Source organism: Lacticaseibacillus zeae DSM 20178 = KCTC 3804 (assembly GCF_000260435.1).
Lineage (GTDB): Bacteria > Bacillota > Bacilli > Lactobacillales > Lactobacillaceae > Lacticaseibacillus > Lacticaseibacillus zeae.
Map to the genome: position 1 here is coordinate 1 of NZ_BACQ01000044.1, position 18,099 is coordinate 18,099.

At 48.3% G+C, this 18,099-nt stretch carries 16 protein-coding genes; 12 read left to right on the forward strand and 4 right to left on the reverse strand.

Going from position 1 to position 18,099, the window contains the following annotated elements; all coding sequences use genetic code 11:
* Positions 1-163: 163 nt before the first annotated feature.
* From GSO_RS08845 to GSO_RS08870, 7 genes are all read left to right on the forward strand, one after another.
* Positions 164-1,552, forward strand: a complete 1,389-nt coding sequence (locus GSO_RS08845; protein ID WP_010491238.1) for a UDP-N-acetylmuramoyl-tripeptide--D-alanyl-D-alanine ligase — start codon at positions 164-166, stop codon at positions 1,550-1,552.
* A 195-nt stretch (positions 1,553-1,747) separates the two neighbouring features.
* Positions 1,748-1,924 (forward strand): hypothetical protein, encoded by a 177-nt coding sequence (locus GSO_RS18005; protein WP_162097787.1) that lies wholly within the window; start codon positions 1,748-1,750, stop codon positions 1,922-1,924.
* A gap of 306 nt (positions 1,925-2,230) precedes the next feature.
* Positions 2,231-3,739 carry a degradosome RNA helicase CshA gene (gene cshA, locus GSO_RS08850; protein ID WP_010491240.1) on the forward strand — a complete coding sequence of 503 codons (1,509 nt, stop codon included), beginning with the start codon at positions 2,231-2,233 and terminating at the stop codon, positions 3,737-3,739.
* A gap of 237 nt (positions 3,740-3,976) precedes the next feature.
* A complete protein-coding gene (acpS, locus tag GSO_RS08855; protein WP_010491243.1) occupies positions 3,977-4,351 on the forward strand; it encodes a holo-ACP synthase in 375 nt (124 codons plus the stop codon).
* Entirely contained in the window at positions 4,338-5,477 is a 1,140-nt protein-coding gene (alr, locus tag GSO_RS08860) for an alanine racemase (protein WP_010491244.1), read from the forward strand. Before acpS ends, alr begins: the two co-directional genes overlap by 14 nt.
* Before the next feature lie 98 nt (positions 5,478-5,575).
* On the forward strand, positions 5,576-5,824 hold the full coding sequence (locus GSO_RS08865; RefSeq protein WP_010491246.1) for an antitoxin: 249 nt from the start codon (positions 5,576-5,578) through the stop codon (positions 5,822-5,824).
* 18 nt (positions 5,825-5,842) lie between these two features.
* On the forward strand, positions 5,843-6,226 hold the full coding sequence (locus GSO_RS08870) for a type II toxin-antitoxin system PemK/MazF family toxin (protein WP_005686631.1): 384 nt from the start codon (positions 5,843-5,845) through the stop codon (positions 6,224-6,226).
* 69 nt (positions 6,227-6,295) lie between these two features.
* Here GSO_RS08870 and GSO_RS08875 read toward each other — a convergent pair whose 3' ends face one another.
* The 4 genes from GSO_RS08875 to GSO_RS08890 form a co-directional block, all read right to left on the reverse strand.
* Entirely contained in the window at positions 6,296-6,994 is a 699-nt protein-coding gene (locus GSO_RS08875; RefSeq protein WP_010491256.1) for a L,D-transpeptidase, read from the reverse strand.
* Positions 6,995-7,316: 322 nt separating this feature from the next.
* A complete protein-coding gene (gene cbpA, locus GSO_RS08880; protein WP_010491258.1) occupies positions 7,317-7,982 on the reverse strand; it encodes a cyclic di-AMP binding protein CbpA in 666 nt (221 codons plus the stop codon).
* Between the two features lie 214 nt (positions 7,983-8,196).
* On the reverse strand, positions 8,197-9,567 hold the full coding sequence (locus GSO_RS08885) for a L,D-transpeptidase family protein (protein WP_010491260.1): 1,371 nt from the start codon (positions 9,565-9,567) through the stop codon (positions 8,197-8,199).
* Positions 9,568-9,874: 307 nt separating this feature from the next.
* The gene (locus GSO_RS08890) at positions 9,875-10,882 is read right to left on the reverse strand and encodes an L-lactate dehydrogenase (protein WP_003662706.1); all 1,008 of its coding nucleotides are present in this window, start codon (positions 10,880-10,882) and stop codon (positions 9,875-9,877) included.
* A 475-nt stretch (positions 10,883-11,357) separates the two neighbouring features.
* Between GSO_RS08890 and pth the strand changes: the two genes are divergently transcribed.
* The 5 genes from pth to GSO_RS08915 all read left to right on the forward strand — a co-directional run bounded on the left by pth (position 11,358) and on the right by GSO_RS08915 (position 17,924).
* Positions 11,358-11,915: an aminoacyl-tRNA hydrolase gene (pth, locus tag GSO_RS08895; RefSeq protein ID WP_010491283.1), complete on the forward strand. Its 558-nt coding sequence runs from the start codon at positions 11,358-11,360 to the stop codon at positions 11,913-11,915.
* A 73-nt stretch (positions 11,916-11,988) separates the two neighbouring features.
* Positions 11,989-15,516 carry a transcription-repair coupling factor gene (gene mfd / locus GSO_RS08900; protein ID WP_010491285.1) on the forward strand — a complete coding sequence of 1,176 codons (3,528 nt, stop codon included), beginning with the start codon at positions 11,989-11,991 and terminating at the stop codon, positions 15,514-15,516.
* A 71-nt stretch (positions 15,517-15,587) separates the two neighbouring features.
* Entirely contained in the window at positions 15,588-17,162 is a 1,575-nt protein-coding gene (locus tag GSO_RS08905) for a putative polysaccharide biosynthesis protein (RefSeq protein ID WP_010491287.1), read from the forward strand.
* A 4-nt stretch (positions 17,163-17,166) separates the two neighbouring features.
* The gene (locus GSO_RS08910; protein ID WP_010491289.1) at positions 17,167-17,430 is read left to right on the forward strand and encodes an RNA-binding S4 domain-containing protein; all 264 of its coding nucleotides are present in this window, start codon (positions 17,167-17,169) and stop codon (positions 17,428-17,430) included.
* Between the two features lie 92 nt (positions 17,431-17,522).
* Positions 17,523-17,924, forward strand: a complete 402-nt coding sequence (locus GSO_RS08915) for an FtsB family cell division protein (protein WP_010491291.1) — start codon at positions 17,523-17,525, stop codon at positions 17,922-17,924.
* Positions 17,925-18,099 lie beyond the last annotated feature (175 nt).

Here is an 18,099-nt window from a genome sequence, read left to right on the forward strand (position 1 = left end):
CTCACGCTCTTGTTGAAACGCGTTCGCTGGCGCAGGAGTCTGTGTGTAAGGACCTTGATCGCAATGGCCTAAGCCCGGGCCATCACGCTCAAGGCCACTTACACTCCGACTCCTAAGCGCGCCAGCTCACGCTCTATGTTTAAGAATTGGAGTCGAGTTAATGATGAAAATGACATTGGCAGAGGTTGCGCGTGTCGTTAAAGCACAGCCGCTTTCTGAAGCGGATGGTTCGCGCGTGGTCACCGGACTGACCTTTGATTCGCGTCGATTGAAGCCAGGGATGTTATTTGTTCCCTTACAAGGTGAACGTGACGGTCACGAGTTCATTCCCGCTGCCGCTGCTGCGGGGGCGGTGGCGACGTTTGTTGCGGCGGATCATGCACCGATCAAAACTAAATTGGCCGCCTTGGTTGTTCCAGATCCGCTGACGGCCATGCAACAGCTGGCCCAGTATTACTTGTTGATGAAGGTCAATCCCAAAGTTGTTGCCATTACCGGTAGCAACGGGAAAACAACGACTAAAGATATGACGGCGGCGATTTTGGCGACACAATATCATGTTGTGAAAACGCCAGACAATTATAATAACGAAATTGGCGTACCGATGACGATTTTGAGTATGGAGCCTAATACCGAAGTGCTGGTCCTTGAGATGGGCATGGATCATCCGGGCCAGTTGCACGCGTTGTCATCTTTGGCCGAACCGGATGTTGCAGTTATCACCATGATTGGCGAAGCACATATCGAGTTTTTCAAAACCCGCGCTAAAATTGCCGATGCCAAAATGGAAATCACCGATGGACTGAAAGAAGACGGTACTTTTATCTATAACGGGGATGAGCCATTGCTTGTGGAACGTGCCAAAAAGATTACTCAAAAGCGGGAGACTTTTGGGTTGCATCCGGAAAATACCTTGTTTGCACATTCCATTAACGGTCATCGCAATCATACCGAGTTTACGGTTGAACAGTGGCCGGATCTGACTTTTTCGATTCCGATTATGGGCGAGTATAACGTAGTGAATGCATTGGCCGCGCTGCTTGTCGGTCGGCAATTTCATGTAAAGCCCGAGGTCATGCAAAAAGCACTCGCGCATTTTCAGGTGACTGCCAATCGGACGCAGTGGCTGATCGGCGATGCCGGCGAACAAATTCTCAGTGATGTTTATAACGCCAATCCAACAGCGATGCGGGCTGTGATCCGCGATTTTAGTGAATTTACGGCAACCGGCCGCCACATCGCAGTGTTAGGCGATATGCTGGAACTTGGTGAACAAAGTAAGGCACTACATGCAGGCTTGGCCGATGCGCTTGATCCTCATGAAGTGCAAGTTGTTTACCTATATGGGTCAGAGATGCACGCACTGGCCGATGCTTTAGCCGATAAATATTCGCCCGATAACCTGCATTATTACCCGCTGTCAGCCAAAGACCAGATGATTCGCGATTTGCAAAATGACGTCGGCCATGATGACATGGTGCTGTTAAAAGCAAGTCATGGCTTGCATCTGGAAACGGTTTTGGCCGCGCTGATCGCTGGGGGTCACGCTTGACATAGGCTCATTTTCTAAACAAAAGTCTAATTGAAAGCATCGAGTAAGAGACTGGTCCATAATAAAAAGGCGAGCTTACTCTTTTCAACCACAGAGAGTATGGTCGCTTTTTGTTTTCCCGGGGGACAAATTCGTTAAGATTATTGAGTCGTCAGTGCCAAAGCGGAGCAATCGTAGGCCAGATGGGGCTCAGCCGTGCAAACAACACAGCGACTGGTCTTGTCGCTGATGTTGTTAGGCGACTTTGAGACAGCGGTTTTCTGGCTCAAAGCGCCGTCACAGCGTTCCAGCCCCAGCTGGCCGGAGATTGCGGAGTTTGGCACGGCAAGGAACTTATTGCCTAAGCTTTTTAGATCGTTTAGAATTCACTAAACTATAACAATTCTTACTAACTTATAGCGCGGTCTCTTTATTATCTTGTAAATTTTCATAAAATAAGCAGCCGACCCTTAGTATCAAAGCGCTATCATCGCGACACCCCCGCATTTGGCCGGAAATTGTAAGCTCATGACCGCCACCATCCTGCAATGACACTTGTTCTTGTTTTTCGATTGTGTTCGTGCTATTGTTGTTGAGATATGTTTTTTTGTCATTTACTGAAAATGCACGTGATGCCCGCGGATTCCTTGAAAACACGCTTGGGTAAACGCGTGCAGGAATTCTCAAGGAGGAACTCATTTGAAGTTTAAAGAACTAGGTTTGGATCATGATCTCTTAAAGGCAATCGCACAGTCAGGTTTTGAAGAAGCGACCCCGATTCAAGCAGAGACGATCCCACTGGTTCTGGAAGGCAAAGATGTGATCGGTCAAGCACAGACCGGTACCGGGAAAACGGCAGCATTTGGCTTGCCGATTCTGCAACACATCGATAAAGCTGACCGGAGTATCCAAGCACTGGTCATTTCCCCAACCCGGGAATTGGCGATTCAGACCCAAGAAGAACTTTATCGTTTAGGGCGCGACAAGAAGATCAAGGTGCAAGCAGTTTATGGTGGTGCTGATATTCGCCGCCAGATTCGTCAGCTTGCTGACCACCCGCAAATCGTGGTCGGAACCCCAGGACGGATTCTTGATCATATCGGCCGTCACACCTTGAAACTGGAACATCTTGATACCTTGGTTTTAGATGAAGCCGACGAAATGCTCGACATGGGCTTTATTGACGATATTGAAAAGATTGTTGAACAGATGCCGACAGAACGGCAGACATTGCTGTTTTCTGCCACCATGCCGGCAGCCATTATGCGCTTGACCAACAAGTTCATGAAGAGCCCGGTCGTTGTTAAGATTAAGGCTAAAGAGCTGACGGCTGACACCGTTGAACAATATTATGTTCGCGCAAAGGACTATGAAAAGTTCGATGTGATGACGCGTTTGTTCGACGTTCAGGATCCTGATCTGGCATTGATTTTTGGCCGGACCAAACGGCGCGTTGATGAATTAACCCGCGGCTTGAAAGCTCGTGGTTATCGGGCTGAAGGGATTTATGGTGATTTGACGCAGCAAAAGCGTATGAGCGTTTTGCGCCAATTCAAGAGCGGCCAATTGGACTTTTTGGTGGCGACGGATGTTGCAGCCCGTGGGTTGGACATTTCCGGCGTGACGCATGTTTATAACTATGACATTCCGCAAGATCCCGATTCATATGTGCACCGTATCGGTCGGACCGGTCGTGCGGGACACAAAGGGGTTTCGGTAACATTTGTCACACCAAATGAAATTGAATACCTGCACACGATCGAAGACTTGACGAAGAAACGGATGTTGCCGATGAAGCCGCCAACCGCTGAAGAAGCGTTGATGGGCCAGATTTCCAGTGGCTTATCCACGATCAAAGAACAAGTCGAAGCCAACGACACTGAAAAGTATGAAGCCATGGCGGAAACGCTTTTGGAAAACTACACCCCGCTGCAATTGGTTTCTGCATACCTCAAAGCAGTCAGCCCGGATGATGCCAGCGCGGTTCCGGTCAAAATTACACCAGAACGGCCACTGCCACATCGCGGTCGCAACAATCATGGTCACGGCAATCGTGGCGGCGGTTATAAAGGCGGCTACAAAGGTAAGCGGCGCGAAGGCGGCTATCAAGGTAATCGCGACGGCCGGCGCAGCTATGACAAGAAGCGCAACTTCGGCGACAAGCGTAAGAATGTTAAGCGCAACTTCAAAATTCGTTCAGGCGAATAAGCTTCCACCCGCCAAAAGTAGTCGCACGAAATTTGACGGTTAAAATAAAACAAGCACTGGGGCTGATCGAGTCCCAGTGCTTTTTTAATAGAAAGAAAATTGGTAGCACCAAAGGGACAGACCATCTGCAGCTAACCAAGCCAAAATAAGCAGATGAAATCGGCAATTTGCCGAACATGGCCGATTTTTAATCAAAGCATGCTAAAATGACTTTATCAAATGTATTGGAGGCCAAGTATGATTTATGGCATCGGGGTTGATGTGACAGATTTAGGCCGAATTCAAGCCGCTCAAGAAAAGAACCATGGATTCGCCGCGAAGATTCTGACACCCGTAGAATTAGCAAACTATCAACAATTGGATGGCCGCCGTGCTGTTGAGTATCTTTCTGGCCGGTTTTCGGCTAAGGAATCTTATTCCAAAGCTTTCGGCACCGGACTAGGCAAGGTCGCTTTGCAGGATGTTGAAATTCTGAATAACGAACTTGGCAAGCCGATTCTGACGAAACACCCATTTGCCGGCAATGCATTTGTTTCCATTTCCCATAGTGAGACTTTGGTGTTCACCGAGGTAATTTTAGAAAAAGAAGGTCCTGAACGTGACGATCGGTAACTTCCGACCAGCAACAGTTTTGATTGATGAAACAGCTATTTTGCATAATGTCCAGCATGAGGTGGCGCGGTTAAAAAAGAAGACCCAACTTTTTGCCGTTGTCAAAGCCGATGCTTATGGTCATGGTATGTTACGGGTAGCACGGGTTGCGAAGGCTGCTGGCGCAAGCGGCTTTTGTGTGGCGCTGCTTGACGAAGCGTTAGATTTACGGGATGCGAATTTTGTCGAGCCGATTCTGGTTTTAGGCATTGTGCCAAGCCAGTACGCTGCGATTGCTGCGGCACAAACGATTTCGTTACCGATTAGCAGTGTCGAATGGCTCGAGCAGGCGTTACCGGTGTTGGAAGCCCAACCGGAGTTGCCGCGTCTACGCATTCATCTTGCGTTGGATACCGGCATGGGGCGGATTGGTTTCACGGAGGATCAGGCACTTTTGGATGCTCTTAAATTCATTCAGGCGCATCCGAAGCAATTTATGGTTGAGGGCATTTTCACCCATTTTGCCACAGCGGATGATCCAGACGATGCTTATTTCAAACAGCAAGTGGCCAAGTTTAATCACATGGTGGACTTATTGCCAACCCGGCCCCGGTACGTGCACGTCTCGAACTCGGCGACCAGTCTGTGGCATGCAGCATGTAATGGCAACATGATTCGCTATGGTGTGGCGATTTATGGCCTGAACCCATCTGGTGATGCGATTCCGACAACACCTTTCCCGCTGGAACCTGCCTTGTCACTGGAAAGTGAATTGACTTACTGCAAGCAGGTTCATGCCGGTGACGGTATTTCTTATGGTGTCACCTATCGCGCTAAAGGTGACGAGTTTATCGGTACCGTTCCAATTGGGTATGCTGATGGATGGCTGCGGCGGCTGCAAGGGTTCCATGTGTTGGTTGACGGCCATGCGTGCGAAATCGTCGGCCGAATCTGCATGGATCAGTTCATGATACGTCTGCCAAAAGCCTATCCGGCAGGCACTAAAGTCGTTTTAATCGGGCAAAGCGGCGATCAGGAAATCACGCTCTTAGATGTCGCCAAGTATAGCGACACGATTCATTACGAAATTGCCTGCAATTTGACGCCGCGGTTAAAACGGCAAAGCATCAATCCGATCGGCAAATAACAAGGCAGTTTTTCAGATGATTGGCTAAGTGCGGTAGCTCCTGAATCGATTTTGTGATAAAGTAGCAACATGAACTTGGGAAGTTGGAGGAAGTTGTCATGAAGAAGCAAACGTCAGTAACGGTAACGTTTGATGCTGCTATTAAGGCGCGGTTAGATGCCTATTGTGAGTTGAATGACACGGATACTCAAGATGTGATCACGACAGCAGTGGCCAAATTTTTGCAGTCACAAGCACCCGATATCAACCAGCTGATTTCCGGCTACGTTGCCATGGGACAGATCAATACAGAGATCAGTCATGCTTTCTCCGCCTGCGAAAGTGAGGCATACGCCCATATTCGATAAGCAACGGGGGGCAAAAGCATGGATGTAACCGTAAAACGCGGAGATGTATTCTTCGCCGATTTATCGCCGGTTGTCGGATCCGAACAGGGTGGCAATCGACCTGTACTTATTATTCAAAACAACGTTGGTAACCACTACAGCCCTACGGTTATTGTGGCGGCCATTACCTCCAAGATTCAGAAACCCAAGATGCCCACTCATGTTGGCTTACGGGCAAAACAAGATGGGGTTGAACGTAACTCGGTGATTTTGCTAGAACAGATTCGCACCATCGATAAGCAGCGATTACAGGCGCGGGTGACAGCTTTATCAAGCGCAAAAATGGCGGCCGTTGATCGTGCGTTGGCAATTTCAGTAGGGCTGGTTAGTTTGCCCAAACCAAAAACATACAATAAAAATTAACGCAATATTTTGGCAAAAAACCGCACCCATCTCAGTGATGATTTGACTGAGATAGATGCGGTTTTTGGTTTATTCGATAACAACTGGCGTACCAGTTGGGACGGTTTCGAAAATCCATTTGGCATCCGGAATACTGAGGCGTACGCAGCCATGTGAACCGGGTTTCTGGCCCAACTTGGCCGCTTCAGCTTCAATATATTGACCGTTGATGTCAGTCGGCACGGTGTGGAACAAATAGGTGCCGTGTAAGTAAAAGCTCGTGTAATAATGCGCGCCCATTTGCTCTTCAGGATTGAAAAAGTCATAGCCGCGTTCAGACTGAATCTTAAAGTGACCATGCGGTGTCGAGTCGTCGATACCGGTTGAAGCATACATGGTGTAAAGGGTTTTAGCACCATCTTTAACAAATACCCGTTGCTTGTTCAAACTGACAACCAAGGAAAGATTAGGATGTTGCGTCAAGTCGGGATAAGGCTGATTTTCAGACGGAGCTTGCCAGTCGATTTGCTTTGTAACGTTAAGCGCGACTTTGCTAGTAGGCTGATGTGAAGACTGGTTAACCTTCGCGAGTGTTGTTCCGGTGCGAAAAATGGTAGCAGCAGGAACCGGTTTTTCTACATGTTGGCCGGTGATGATGGTGACCAAACACACTGGCACCAAGACGGCGAAGAAAAACAGCTGCTTGCGAAATTTTGGTTTGAAATGATGGCTACGAAGGAAACGAACAGTGAAGACGATTCGATCCCAAAAATGCGTCAGAGTTTTCATGCGAGGTTTTCCTCCCCCGTGTCACGATCATTAGACCTGGATACTTATGCCAACGTATTATAAAGGATCTGCACTGCTTAAACCAGTAAACCGAATTGGCGCCAATGCTAATAGACGATCTAAGCAGCGAGAAATGCGCGCCATACGCGTTCACCGGCACAGAAGCTTGCGTGTGTAAGGGCCTTGAAGTCTAGATGGCCAAAGCCCAGCCATTTAAGCTTCAAGGCCACTTACGCTCCAGCTTCTGACCGCGCTGGTTCACGCTCACCATATAAAAAAGCTCGGCAGTGGTCAAAACGTTGCCGGGCTTTTTAAAATCAGATTACAGTTCTTCATCTACCCGAATCGGCTGTCCGGATTGCAGATCGTCGATTTCAACCACGCGGAAACTCTTTTTCTCCAGGCGTGAGACAATTTCATTTAACGTGTTTTCATCGGTCCCTGCAGGTAATGTGAACAAGGTACGGCGGACGAATTCGTCGCGTTTGGCATCCAAGGTGATACAACCGGAAATGGACACATACTTAGCCAAAATCTTGCTCATTTTTGCCAAGTCGCCGCGTTCGCCGGTGGACATCACGGTCAGAACATAGGAGCCAACGTCAACGTTCCAAGCTTCAGACAGCATCCCAAGCAATTTGGCATGTGTGAGAATCCCGTAAAAGTTGGCATTTTCGTCCAAGACCGCGATGTAAGGCAGATCCTTGATGTTGAAGAAGACTTTGAAGAATGGGGCATTCACCGGAATCGTCTTGGTTGCATTCTTCAGCAGATAAGTAACCGGCAGACTCATATCGCCGCCTTGGGACTTATGGCGATAGATATGCATCTTGTAAATATTGCCGCGGAAGATCGTGCCGCTTTCATCCAAGATCGGCACACAACGAAAGCCGGAGTCTTCAAGGATCTTCAATGCTTCTTCAAGGGTGACTGTTTCCTTGACAGTGGTCAGGAATTCCTTTTTTAATACTAACGACTTAATTAACATTCGTTTTCCTCCATCAAAGGTGCACACTTTATTAAAATGTTCTAATCTTGTCCTATGATACCATAGTTTTTTGACGGTGTAACGGTCTTTCCGAGTAAAAAGTCACCGCCGGATGTTGCTTCACAATTGGGCAGAAAAAATCGGCTCAGCAGACGGGTGCGTCACATGAGCCGATGTTAATTGTTGCTGACTAAGATGATATAGATTGGAAATCTTAATAAACGATAACCGGCGTTCCTTCATCAACTGCGGCGTATAACTTCGCCATGAAATCAGGCGGGTTATTGACACAACCATGTGAACCGTGTTCTTTGTACCAGTCGCCACCGTATTTAGGTTGCCACGGGCTGTCATGAAGGCCGACACCCGTGTAATCGATCGGCATCCAGTAAGAAACCGGGCTGGCATAGGAGCTGCCGTCATCATTTTTACCGCGCAACGTTGCATTACGTTGCTTCGACCAAACATAGAAGACACCAGATGGGGTTTCCTGGCTCGGCTTACCGGTTACGATATCGGAATCCATGACGACTTTCCCATCTTTAATGAACCATTCGTGTTGTTTCTCTTTTGAAACTTCAACGTAGGTATTGCCGATATCGCCGTCAGTTGCGTAACCGGAACCGCTGTGGACGACTTCCTTGTTAAGATCCTGTCCAGCTTTGACGCTGGCAAGAATCATCGCTGCAGTCGAGGTGACATTAATGCTCCAGCCATACGTGCCAGCAGGAACCGAAACTGTTCCTTGCTGTTGCGAGTTAAACTGACGGGTCTTATTAATGGTGCTGTACTGCTGTGATAGCGTCGAGACATAGTTGGTGATGGCCTGACTGGAGACTGTTGCCTTGCCGTTGTCGTTGGTAACCCAGCTCATCACGGTTGCTTGAGGAACTGTGACGGTCTTGGACTGAATCTGCAAGGATACTTTGGTTCCGGCAAGCTTATTCATATCCCGTTCTGTCGTTTGCAGACTACTGTCAGACGCCTTAACGGTCGGCTTTTTGTACGTATCCGTTAAATTAACGGTTTGCCGATGATTATCCAAGGCGGTCGTTACCGTCTTGGCGAGCTTATCGGCGTCAATCTGATTACCGTTGACTTCTTTTTGAATCTTGAACTGGGTGCCATCTGCAACGAGTTTGGCATTGACCGGTTCCTGGCGTCCTTGGTTCAGTTTATTGGCAGTGGTATCCGCAAACTGTTTTAGCGCAACACTGTTAATCGATGGATCCTCATCAGCATGAGCCTTTTGACCCGCAAAAATCGAAGTGGTCCACAACCACGGATTTTGTTTATTCAGGGCCTGGTTGAGACCCTTTTTGAAATCCTGGCTTAAGCCCAGGGCGCGGCCTTTGACCTTCATGACTTTTTTATTGCCTTCAACAAACGTATATTGGCGCTCATTGAACTGTTGTACCAGCTTCTTATTGGCCGCATTAACCGATTGACCTGACACATCAATTTCCAGAATTTCCGTGTTAGGTAAAAAATGATCGCGATAGTGCATGCTCCGGACGATATAAAACCCGCCTAGAAGAACGACTAGCGCGCCGACAACGAGGAGCCACCGTTTATTCTTATTCACTGATCGCTGCCTCCTGCTCCTTGTGTGTTCCTGTTTCGTAGCAAGCACTTCCTCAAAAAATGACATTGTTTCTGCTTATTATAAGGTAACAAGCCAAGAATTAAAAGCGGCACGCCTCGTTCAGCTACAGGCATTGTGGGGGCACCGCCCTTTAATGAAGCGGCATCTGGGAACTTTAAAAAAACATTATACTTTTATGCTGCTGCCAAGTGAAAGGAATCCCCAAAAGTTCTTAATTGTTTTTCGAGATTAAAAAAAGAACAACCAGGCAGTTGCCCGGCTGTTCTAGACTCAGTCATGATGATGATTACTGACGGGTTTCGATGTCATTCTTGGCGAAGGCATCGGTCAGAACCTTCTTCAATTGTGAAGCAGATTTCTGCATGGATTCCTCTTCGTGGTCGGTCAATGGGATTTCCAAAATGTTCTGGATACCATTGCGGTTGATCACAGCTGGGGTACCAATGTAGATGTCGTTCAAACCATATTGGCCGTCCATGTAAACGGACAGTGGCAGAACAGCATTTTCATCGTTCAGGATAGCCTTGGAGATACGTGCCAAAGCAGTTGCGATACCATAGAAGGTTGCGCCCTTGAGTTTGATGATTTCGTAAGCAGCGTCACGAACGTCTTCAAACATCTTAACAAGCTTGTCTTCCTTGATTTCCGGATGTGCTTTAACCCATTCGGCAATGGTAACGCCACCGATGTTAGCGTGTGACCATACAGGGAATTCAGTGTCACCATGTTCACCCATGATGTAAGCGTGGACCGAACGTGCATCAACGTTAACCATTTCAGCAATAGACTGACGGAAACGCGCGGTGTCCAATGAAGTACCTGAACCAACAACCCGGTTCTTCGGGAAGCCGGAAAGCTTCCAAGTTGCATAGGTCAAGATATCAACTGGGTTGGCAGCAACCAAGAAGATACCGTTAAAGCCGGAATCCACAATCGGATCAACAATGGACTTCAAGATCTTCAAGTTCTTGTTAACCAGATCCAAGCGAGTTTCGCCTGGCTTCTGAGGAGCACCAGCAGTGATAACAACCAGATCAGCATCCTTGGCATCGCTGTATTCAGCAGAATAAATCTTCTTTGGGCTGGTGAATGGCAGCGCGTTGCTTAAGTCAATCGCGTCACCCTTCGTCTTGTCCTTAAAAATGTCAACGATCCCGATTTCTTGTGCAATACCTTGCAATACCATTGCATAGGCATAACTTGAACCAACGGCGCCGTCACCAACGAGAATAACTTTTTGGTGATCCTTATCCGTAATACTTGCCACGGTGATATCATCCTTTCTTATGTGCATGCAAACTGCATTTCATTGTGAGTATAACACATTATCAATTCACCGAAACAAAATTGACAGACTTTTTCATAATTTTGCCATGGTTAAAAAGTCGCGCTCAGCCTTACAATAGCAAGGATTGTGAATCCTGTGACAAGCTCTCTTTCAGGAACGAAAACGCTTGCATGATCGATTTTCACGAGGGCCAAAAGCTTAACAGTTCACAAAAGAAATGTGCACAGTTAATCAGTTCTGATGTGTTATACTGCATACTAATAGAAATTCACGTCCCAGTATGTGGATGACGGCGTATAGCGAAGTGACACCAAGCACTTAACCTTGTGATGTTGGTTAGTGTTTGGTGTCCTTCGCTTGGCTTGGTTACGCAAGAATTGGCGCGTGAAAAAAGGCGGCAGCTTGCTGGTGTTGCAAAAAAGGTGCCAGTCGCGCGTAACCGGTAGCCGTTGAAAGAAAAGCTTTAATTTAAGGAGACAAAATGAAAATGATCGTGGGTCTGGGTAATCCCGGACGGAAATATGCAGGTACCAAACACAACATGGGTTTTATGGTCGTTGACGGGTTAGCTAAACGTTTGGGACTCAAACTTGATAAGCTCGAATTTGATGCTGCCACGGCGACTACGCGGATTCATGATGAAAAAGTGTTTTTGGTGAAACCCCAGACTTATATGAACGCTTCAGGGCGAGCCGTACGCGAACTGATGATGTTTTATCAAATTCGGTTAGACGAAATCCTGGTGGTTCATGATGACATGGATCTGACGCTAGGCAAATTGCGGTTGCGGCAACGTGGTTCAGCTGGTGGCCATAATGGGATCAAGGATATTATCAGCGCAACCGGCAGCGATGAATTTTACCGGTTAAAAATCGGCATTCAACACCCTCAGCGTCAGCGGGTTGTTGACTGGGTGCTCACGCCCTTTTCCCAAGCCGATCAGCAAACGATCGATGAGGCCATTACCAGAGCAGATGACGCGTTGGAAGACTGGCTAAATGGCATGCCGTTTCCGCAACTGATGAATAAGTTTAATTAAAAGTCGGTGGCTTGATCGTGATCGCACGCGGCTGATTAGGTAAACTTAGTAGAAGAAAGAAGTAGGTGAAGCGATGAATTTGATCGACATGGTGCAGGCAGATCCAGAACTGTCGGCATTATGGCCTAAACTCAAAACCGGCCGTCATTTGGTGACAGGGCTTTCGGGTTCCGCCAAGACGGTCTTTTTTGGCGCGCTCTTGCAACAACGTCAACAACAGCTTCTGATTGTCGAGAATAATCGTTTTCACGCTGATGAATTAGCGGCAGACTTGAGCAGTTTGTTAGGCGATGCGCTGGTTTATGATTTTCCGGTTGAAGACGTGCTGGCTGCCGAAGTTGCAGTGAGCTCACCGGAGACCCGCAATGACCGGATTAATGCACTGACTTTCTTGGAAAGCGGCAAGCCTGGCATTATTGTGACCAGCCTGGCTGGGTACAAACGTATTTTGCCGGCGCCAGCGGTTTGGGCGGCTAGTGAGCTGGTCATCGATATGGATTCAGAGCTTGAGCCACAAGATGTTGCTAAGCAATTGATTGCGATGGGGTATCGCCGCGATTCACTGGTTAGCGCGCCGGGGCAATTTGCCATTCGCGGTGGCATTATTGATATCTATCCACTCAATCAGGATGATCCGATTCGCATTGAATTATTTGATACGGCCATCGATTCGATTCGTACGTTTGACATTGCCACGCAACGTAGTTTGAAAAAGCTAACGCGCATCGTGATTTCACCGGCGACCGATATGATCGCATCAGATCAGGTACTGAGTGCGACTGGTGAGCGTCTTGTCAAGCAGGCAACGGCTTACAAGGCCAAGGTTAAAGATGCTGATACCAAGCAAGCGATTACCGACGGACTGTTAACCACCGGCCAGCAGCTGCAGGCACTGGAGCGGCCAGAGAATCTGGCTCTGTATGCACCGGAACTTTATCCGGAACATCAGCGCATCACTGACTACCTCACACCGGATGCACTCGTTGCTTTTGACGATTACAGCAGGTTACTGGATAGCGATACCCATTTAGTTCAGGAAACTGCAGAGTGGTACGCGCAATTGCAAACAGAAGGCCGACTGCTGCCCAAGACACCGAATCCTAAAATTCAAGAACTCAACCAGCACGAACCGCATCCGCGACTGTATTTGAGTCTTTTTCAAAAGGGAATGGGACAATTGCGGCTGGATAGCCTGACTAATGTTCCGAGTCGCAATGTCCAACAGTTCTTTAGTCAGATGCCACTGCTTAAAACAGAAACCGATCGCTGGGTGAAGCAAAAACAAACCGTGGTTTTCCTGATCGCAGACAAGAATCGGCTAGATAAGCTGAGCGGAACGTTGAAAGATTTTGAAATTAGCAATGTTCTGACCGAACCCAACCATTTGCTGCCGGGTCAAGTTCAATTGACGGAAGGCAGTTTGAAGAATGGCTTCGAGCTGCCGGACATGAAGCTGGTCGTTGTCACCGAGCACGAGTTGTTCAATGCACGGCAGCGACGGCGGGCACGGCACCAGACATTGGCCAATACGGAGCGGTTACGCAGCTACAATGAGCTGAAGCCTGGCGATTATGTGGTGCACGTGAATCACGGGATTGGGCAGTATACCGGGATGGAGACGATGGAAGTCGACGGCGTTCACCGCGACTACATCACCATCGTCTACCGCAATAACGACAAGCTTTTTATTCCGGTTGATCAGCTGAATCTGGTGCAAAAATATGTCTCCGCTGACGGCAAGGCGCCAAGCGTCAATAAGTTAGGCGGCACCGAATGGCAGAAGACCAAACGCAAAGTGGCGGCTCGCATTGAAGACATTGCGGATGAGTTGATTGATTTATACGCCAAGCGTGAAGCGGAAAAAGGCTATGCATTTGGGCCAGATGATGATTTGCAGCAGAAATTTGAAGACGAGTTTCCTTATCCGGAGACCCCGGATCAGTTGCGGTCGGCCAAAGAAATCAAACGCGACATGGAAAAACCGAAACCAATGGATCGCTTACTCGTGGGTGATGTCGGCTTTGGTAAAACCGAAGTTGCGTTGCGGGCGGCATTTAAAGCGATTGATTATGGCAAACAGGTAGCCATTTTGGTGCCCACGACGATTTTAGCGCAGCAACATTTTGACACCATGAAAGAGCGCTTTGCCGATTTTCCGATTAAAGTCGGGCTACTGTCCCGTTTCCAGACGCCGCATCAAAATAAAGAGACAATCAAAGGCCTGAAAAATGGCACGATTGACATTGTCGTCGGCACGCACCGGCTGTTGTCAAAAGATGTGGCTTTTCGTGATCTTGGTTTGCTGGTCATCGATGAAGAGCAGCGTTTTGGTGTTAAGCATAAGGAGCGTATCAAGCAGCTGAAAAGCAATGTGGACGTCTTAACGTTAACGGCGACTCCCATTCCGCGTACCTTGAATATGTCGATGCTGGGCGTGCGCGATCTGAGTGTCATCGAGACACCGCCGACCAATCGTTACCCGATTCAGACGTTTGTCATGGAGCAAAATCCCGGGGTGATTCGCGAGGCAATTGAACGCGAAATGGAGCGCGGCGGCCAGGTCTTTTACCTGCATAATCGGGTGGAAGATATGGAGCGCACCGTGAGTCAGTTGGAAGAGCTGGTGCCAGATGCCAGTATCGGCTACGCGCATGGGCAGATGACCGAAACGCAGCTGGAAAACGTCATTTATGATTTTCTGCACGGTGCCTATGATGTGCTGGTCACAACGACGATCATCGAAACCGGCGTTGATATGCCAAATGCAAATACGTTAATTATCGAAAATGCCGATCATTACGGCTTATCTCAGTTGTATCAACTGCGGGGACGGATCGGTCGTTCGAGTCGGGTAGCGTATGCCTACTTCATGTATCAGCCGATGAAGGTGCTTAATGAAGAAGCGGAAAAACGACTGCAGGCGATTAAAGATTTTACGGAATTAGGCAGTGGCTTCAAAATTGCGATGCGTGACCTGTCGATTCGCGGTGCCGGTAATCTGTTGGGCAAGCAGCAACATGGCTTCATCGATTCGGTTGGCTATGATCTGTACACCCAGATGCTTCAAGAAGCGGTGAATAAACGGCGCGGGATTAAAACGGCACAGAAAACCGATGCTGAAATCGATCTGGGCTTGGAAGCTTATTTGCCGACCGACTATGTAGCTGATTCGCGGCAAAAAATCGAATTGTACAAGCGCATTCGTGAAGCAGATAGTGATGAAGCTGAAACGGAAATCAGCGAAGACTTGATTGATCGGTTCGGTGATTATCCGCAACCGGTGACTAACTTGCTTGCGATCGCGCACCTCAAACGGTTTGCCGACTTGGCTTGGGTCAATAGCGTACAAAAGACGGATCAAAAAATCGCAGTTGTGTTATCGCCGCAAGCCACCACTAAAGCGCAAGGCGAGCCGATTTTTAAGGCGTTGGCCGCAACGACACTTAAAGCTCAGGTTGCGATTGCTGATGGTAAGCTGACCGTGACGTTGACAGTTCCTAAAACCATGCAGGCCGAGACCTGGTTGGCGCAACTGACAGCCTTTATGCAGGGATTGGTCAACGTTGTCAATCCCCAGCCGGAGAAAAAGCCGGCAGCTTAATGCCTCATGATTGGCCAGCCGGGTTTCGCGAATCGAGCGGTCAGCTGTGACCATGTTAACAGGAGACCACCATGCATAATCAACAAATGAAGTATTTAATGCGCGGTGCGTGGATTTTGAGCCTCAGTTCACTGATTGCCAAGATCCTCAGCGCAGTTTACCGGGTGCCATTTCAGAATATGGTTGGCGACACGGGGTTTTATGCTTATCAGCAAATCTACCCTATCTACGGGTTAGGGATGACGTTTGCGTTGTCCGGATTTCCGGTTTATATTTCCAAACTTGTTGCGGAAGCTGGCGGTGACGAAGCCAAATTAACGGTGGCTCATCAAAGCAATGTGATTTTGAACTGGGTTTCATGGGCGTTGTTTTTGGGGCTTGAGTTTTTTGGTGAAGAAATTGCCCGCGCGATGGCTGATCCGGAACTATTACCGTTAATCCAAATCGTGGCGTTTATGTTCCTGACGATGCCGGTTTTGGCGACGGGACGCGGTTATTTTCAAGGGACGTTCGATATGGTGAAAACAGCCACGAGTCAGGTTGTTGAGCAGATTGTTCGGGTTGGCGTGATCTTATTGGCCGCGTGGTGGTTCGTCCAATATCATTGGAGCGTCTACCAGATGGGTGCCATTGCCATGAGCGGTGCCTTTTTTGGCGGCTTGGCAGCAGTGCTGACATTGTGGCGGCCGTATCACCGGATTTTTAGCCATCGCCGCTTTCCTTTTCCTGGCGTGCAGGCATATGCCCACCTGATTAGTCGCTTCGTCAGGGAAGGCGGCGCGATTACACTGTATGCCGCGCTGTTGATTTTGCTACAATTGGTTGACAGTTTCACAGTAACAAAGGGTTTGACCAGTTCCGGTATCGCTATGGCAACGGCCAAAAGTTTAAAAGGTGTCTATGATCGTGGCCAGCCTCTTGTTCAGTTAGGGCTTGTGGTGGCGTCCTCGTTATCCACGACGTTACTCCCTAGTTTGACGCAAGCACGCCAGCTACAGCAACGCCGCCAGTTTATTCAACGGGGGGCAGAATTGGTGCATTTTAATTTGGCCTTTGCCCTTGCAGCGACTTCCGGACTGGCAGTTTTGATGCCGGCAATTGATTTACTGCTTTTTGGCGATACTGCCGGCGCGTTTGTCTTACAATTGTATGCCATTGCAATCGCTGTTGTTGCCATGATCAATGCCTATAATGCCATCTTGCAGAGCCTGGATCGGTACAAGGGTATTAGCGTGGCGCTGCTGATCGGTATTTTGATCAAAGCCGGGATTAACCAGCCGCTGGTTGCCCGGTTTGGGACGGCCGGCGCCAGTGGTGCGACAATTCTGGCATTAGGTGTGATCCTTTGCTTGATTTATTATGCCGTTCCTGAGACGATCAAAGGCAGAAGCGCTCTGCGGCTGTTTGTGCCTAAATTGCTTGTGGTGACGGGGCTCATGGTGTTGACGGTTTACCTGGCAGTGGGGTGGATTCCGTTGAGTTCCCGGCTAGTTGCGCTTGGCGTCACCTTATTGGGCGTGATTCTTGGCGTCATCGTCTTCTTGCTGATAGGCACCTGGTTCAAACTCTTAACATTACGCGAAGTGCTTGACCTGCCTGGCGGTAAAAAGTATTTAAAATTTGTACGAAAAATAAAAGCGAGGTAACGATGTGCGGTTAGACAAGTTTCTCAAAGTTTCCCGAATCATCAAACGACGCACTGTGGCAAAAGAGATTGCCGACAAAGGACGCATCACGATTAATGGTAAAGTTGCCAAATCCAGTAGCGACGTCAGTGTAGGCGACACGCTGGTCATTAACTTTGGCAACAAAACACTGACGGTGCGCGCCGATGATTTGGTCGAAACAACCAAGAAAAACGATGCGGCAGACATGTACACGGTTCTGAAAGAAAATTATAAAGAAACATTTTAATGCGGATTTGTTGGTCTGTAGCCCCTTTGATTTGTTATACTTGATTTACTGAAGTCGTAACACGTAGCTGGTGAAAACGAGGGTGCGATCAGATGGCGAAGAATAATATCAGTCAATTAAATAATGCGTATACGCGTGAGCACACAGCAAAAAAGCAGCGTGCGCCCAAATCCCGGGCACACGCGGTACATATGAAACGCATTCGGAATTTGCTGATTCTGATGGTGGCAATTTTAGGGCTGGGCGGGTTTAGTTTGGTTCGCACCCAAATGACATTAGGTGAGACCAATCATGCGGTGACAAAGGCCAAAGCCAATTTGAACAAGCTGAAAGCCAACAAAGCGGCACTTAAAGTCCAGGTTGATCAGCTTCACAATGATGACTACACGGCCAAATTGATTCGGGAGAAATATCTGTATTCAAAACCCGGTGAGGTGATTTTTAACTTGCCGGATAAAGCCAATAAGATTCCGAATCTGAACGTCAGTCAATGAGCTTTTTGACCCTGATTGGCGCAGCTTTTGTGTCGACGAATGGATGTTGGCAGGTTTCGGTAGTTTGTTGGTTTGTGATTGAGTGGTATGCTTGATGGGTGCGCGAGTGGCATACAGTTTTGATTGTGACGGGTTCACGCGCTGCTTGCGTGTCTTGTTACCCATGCTATACTTA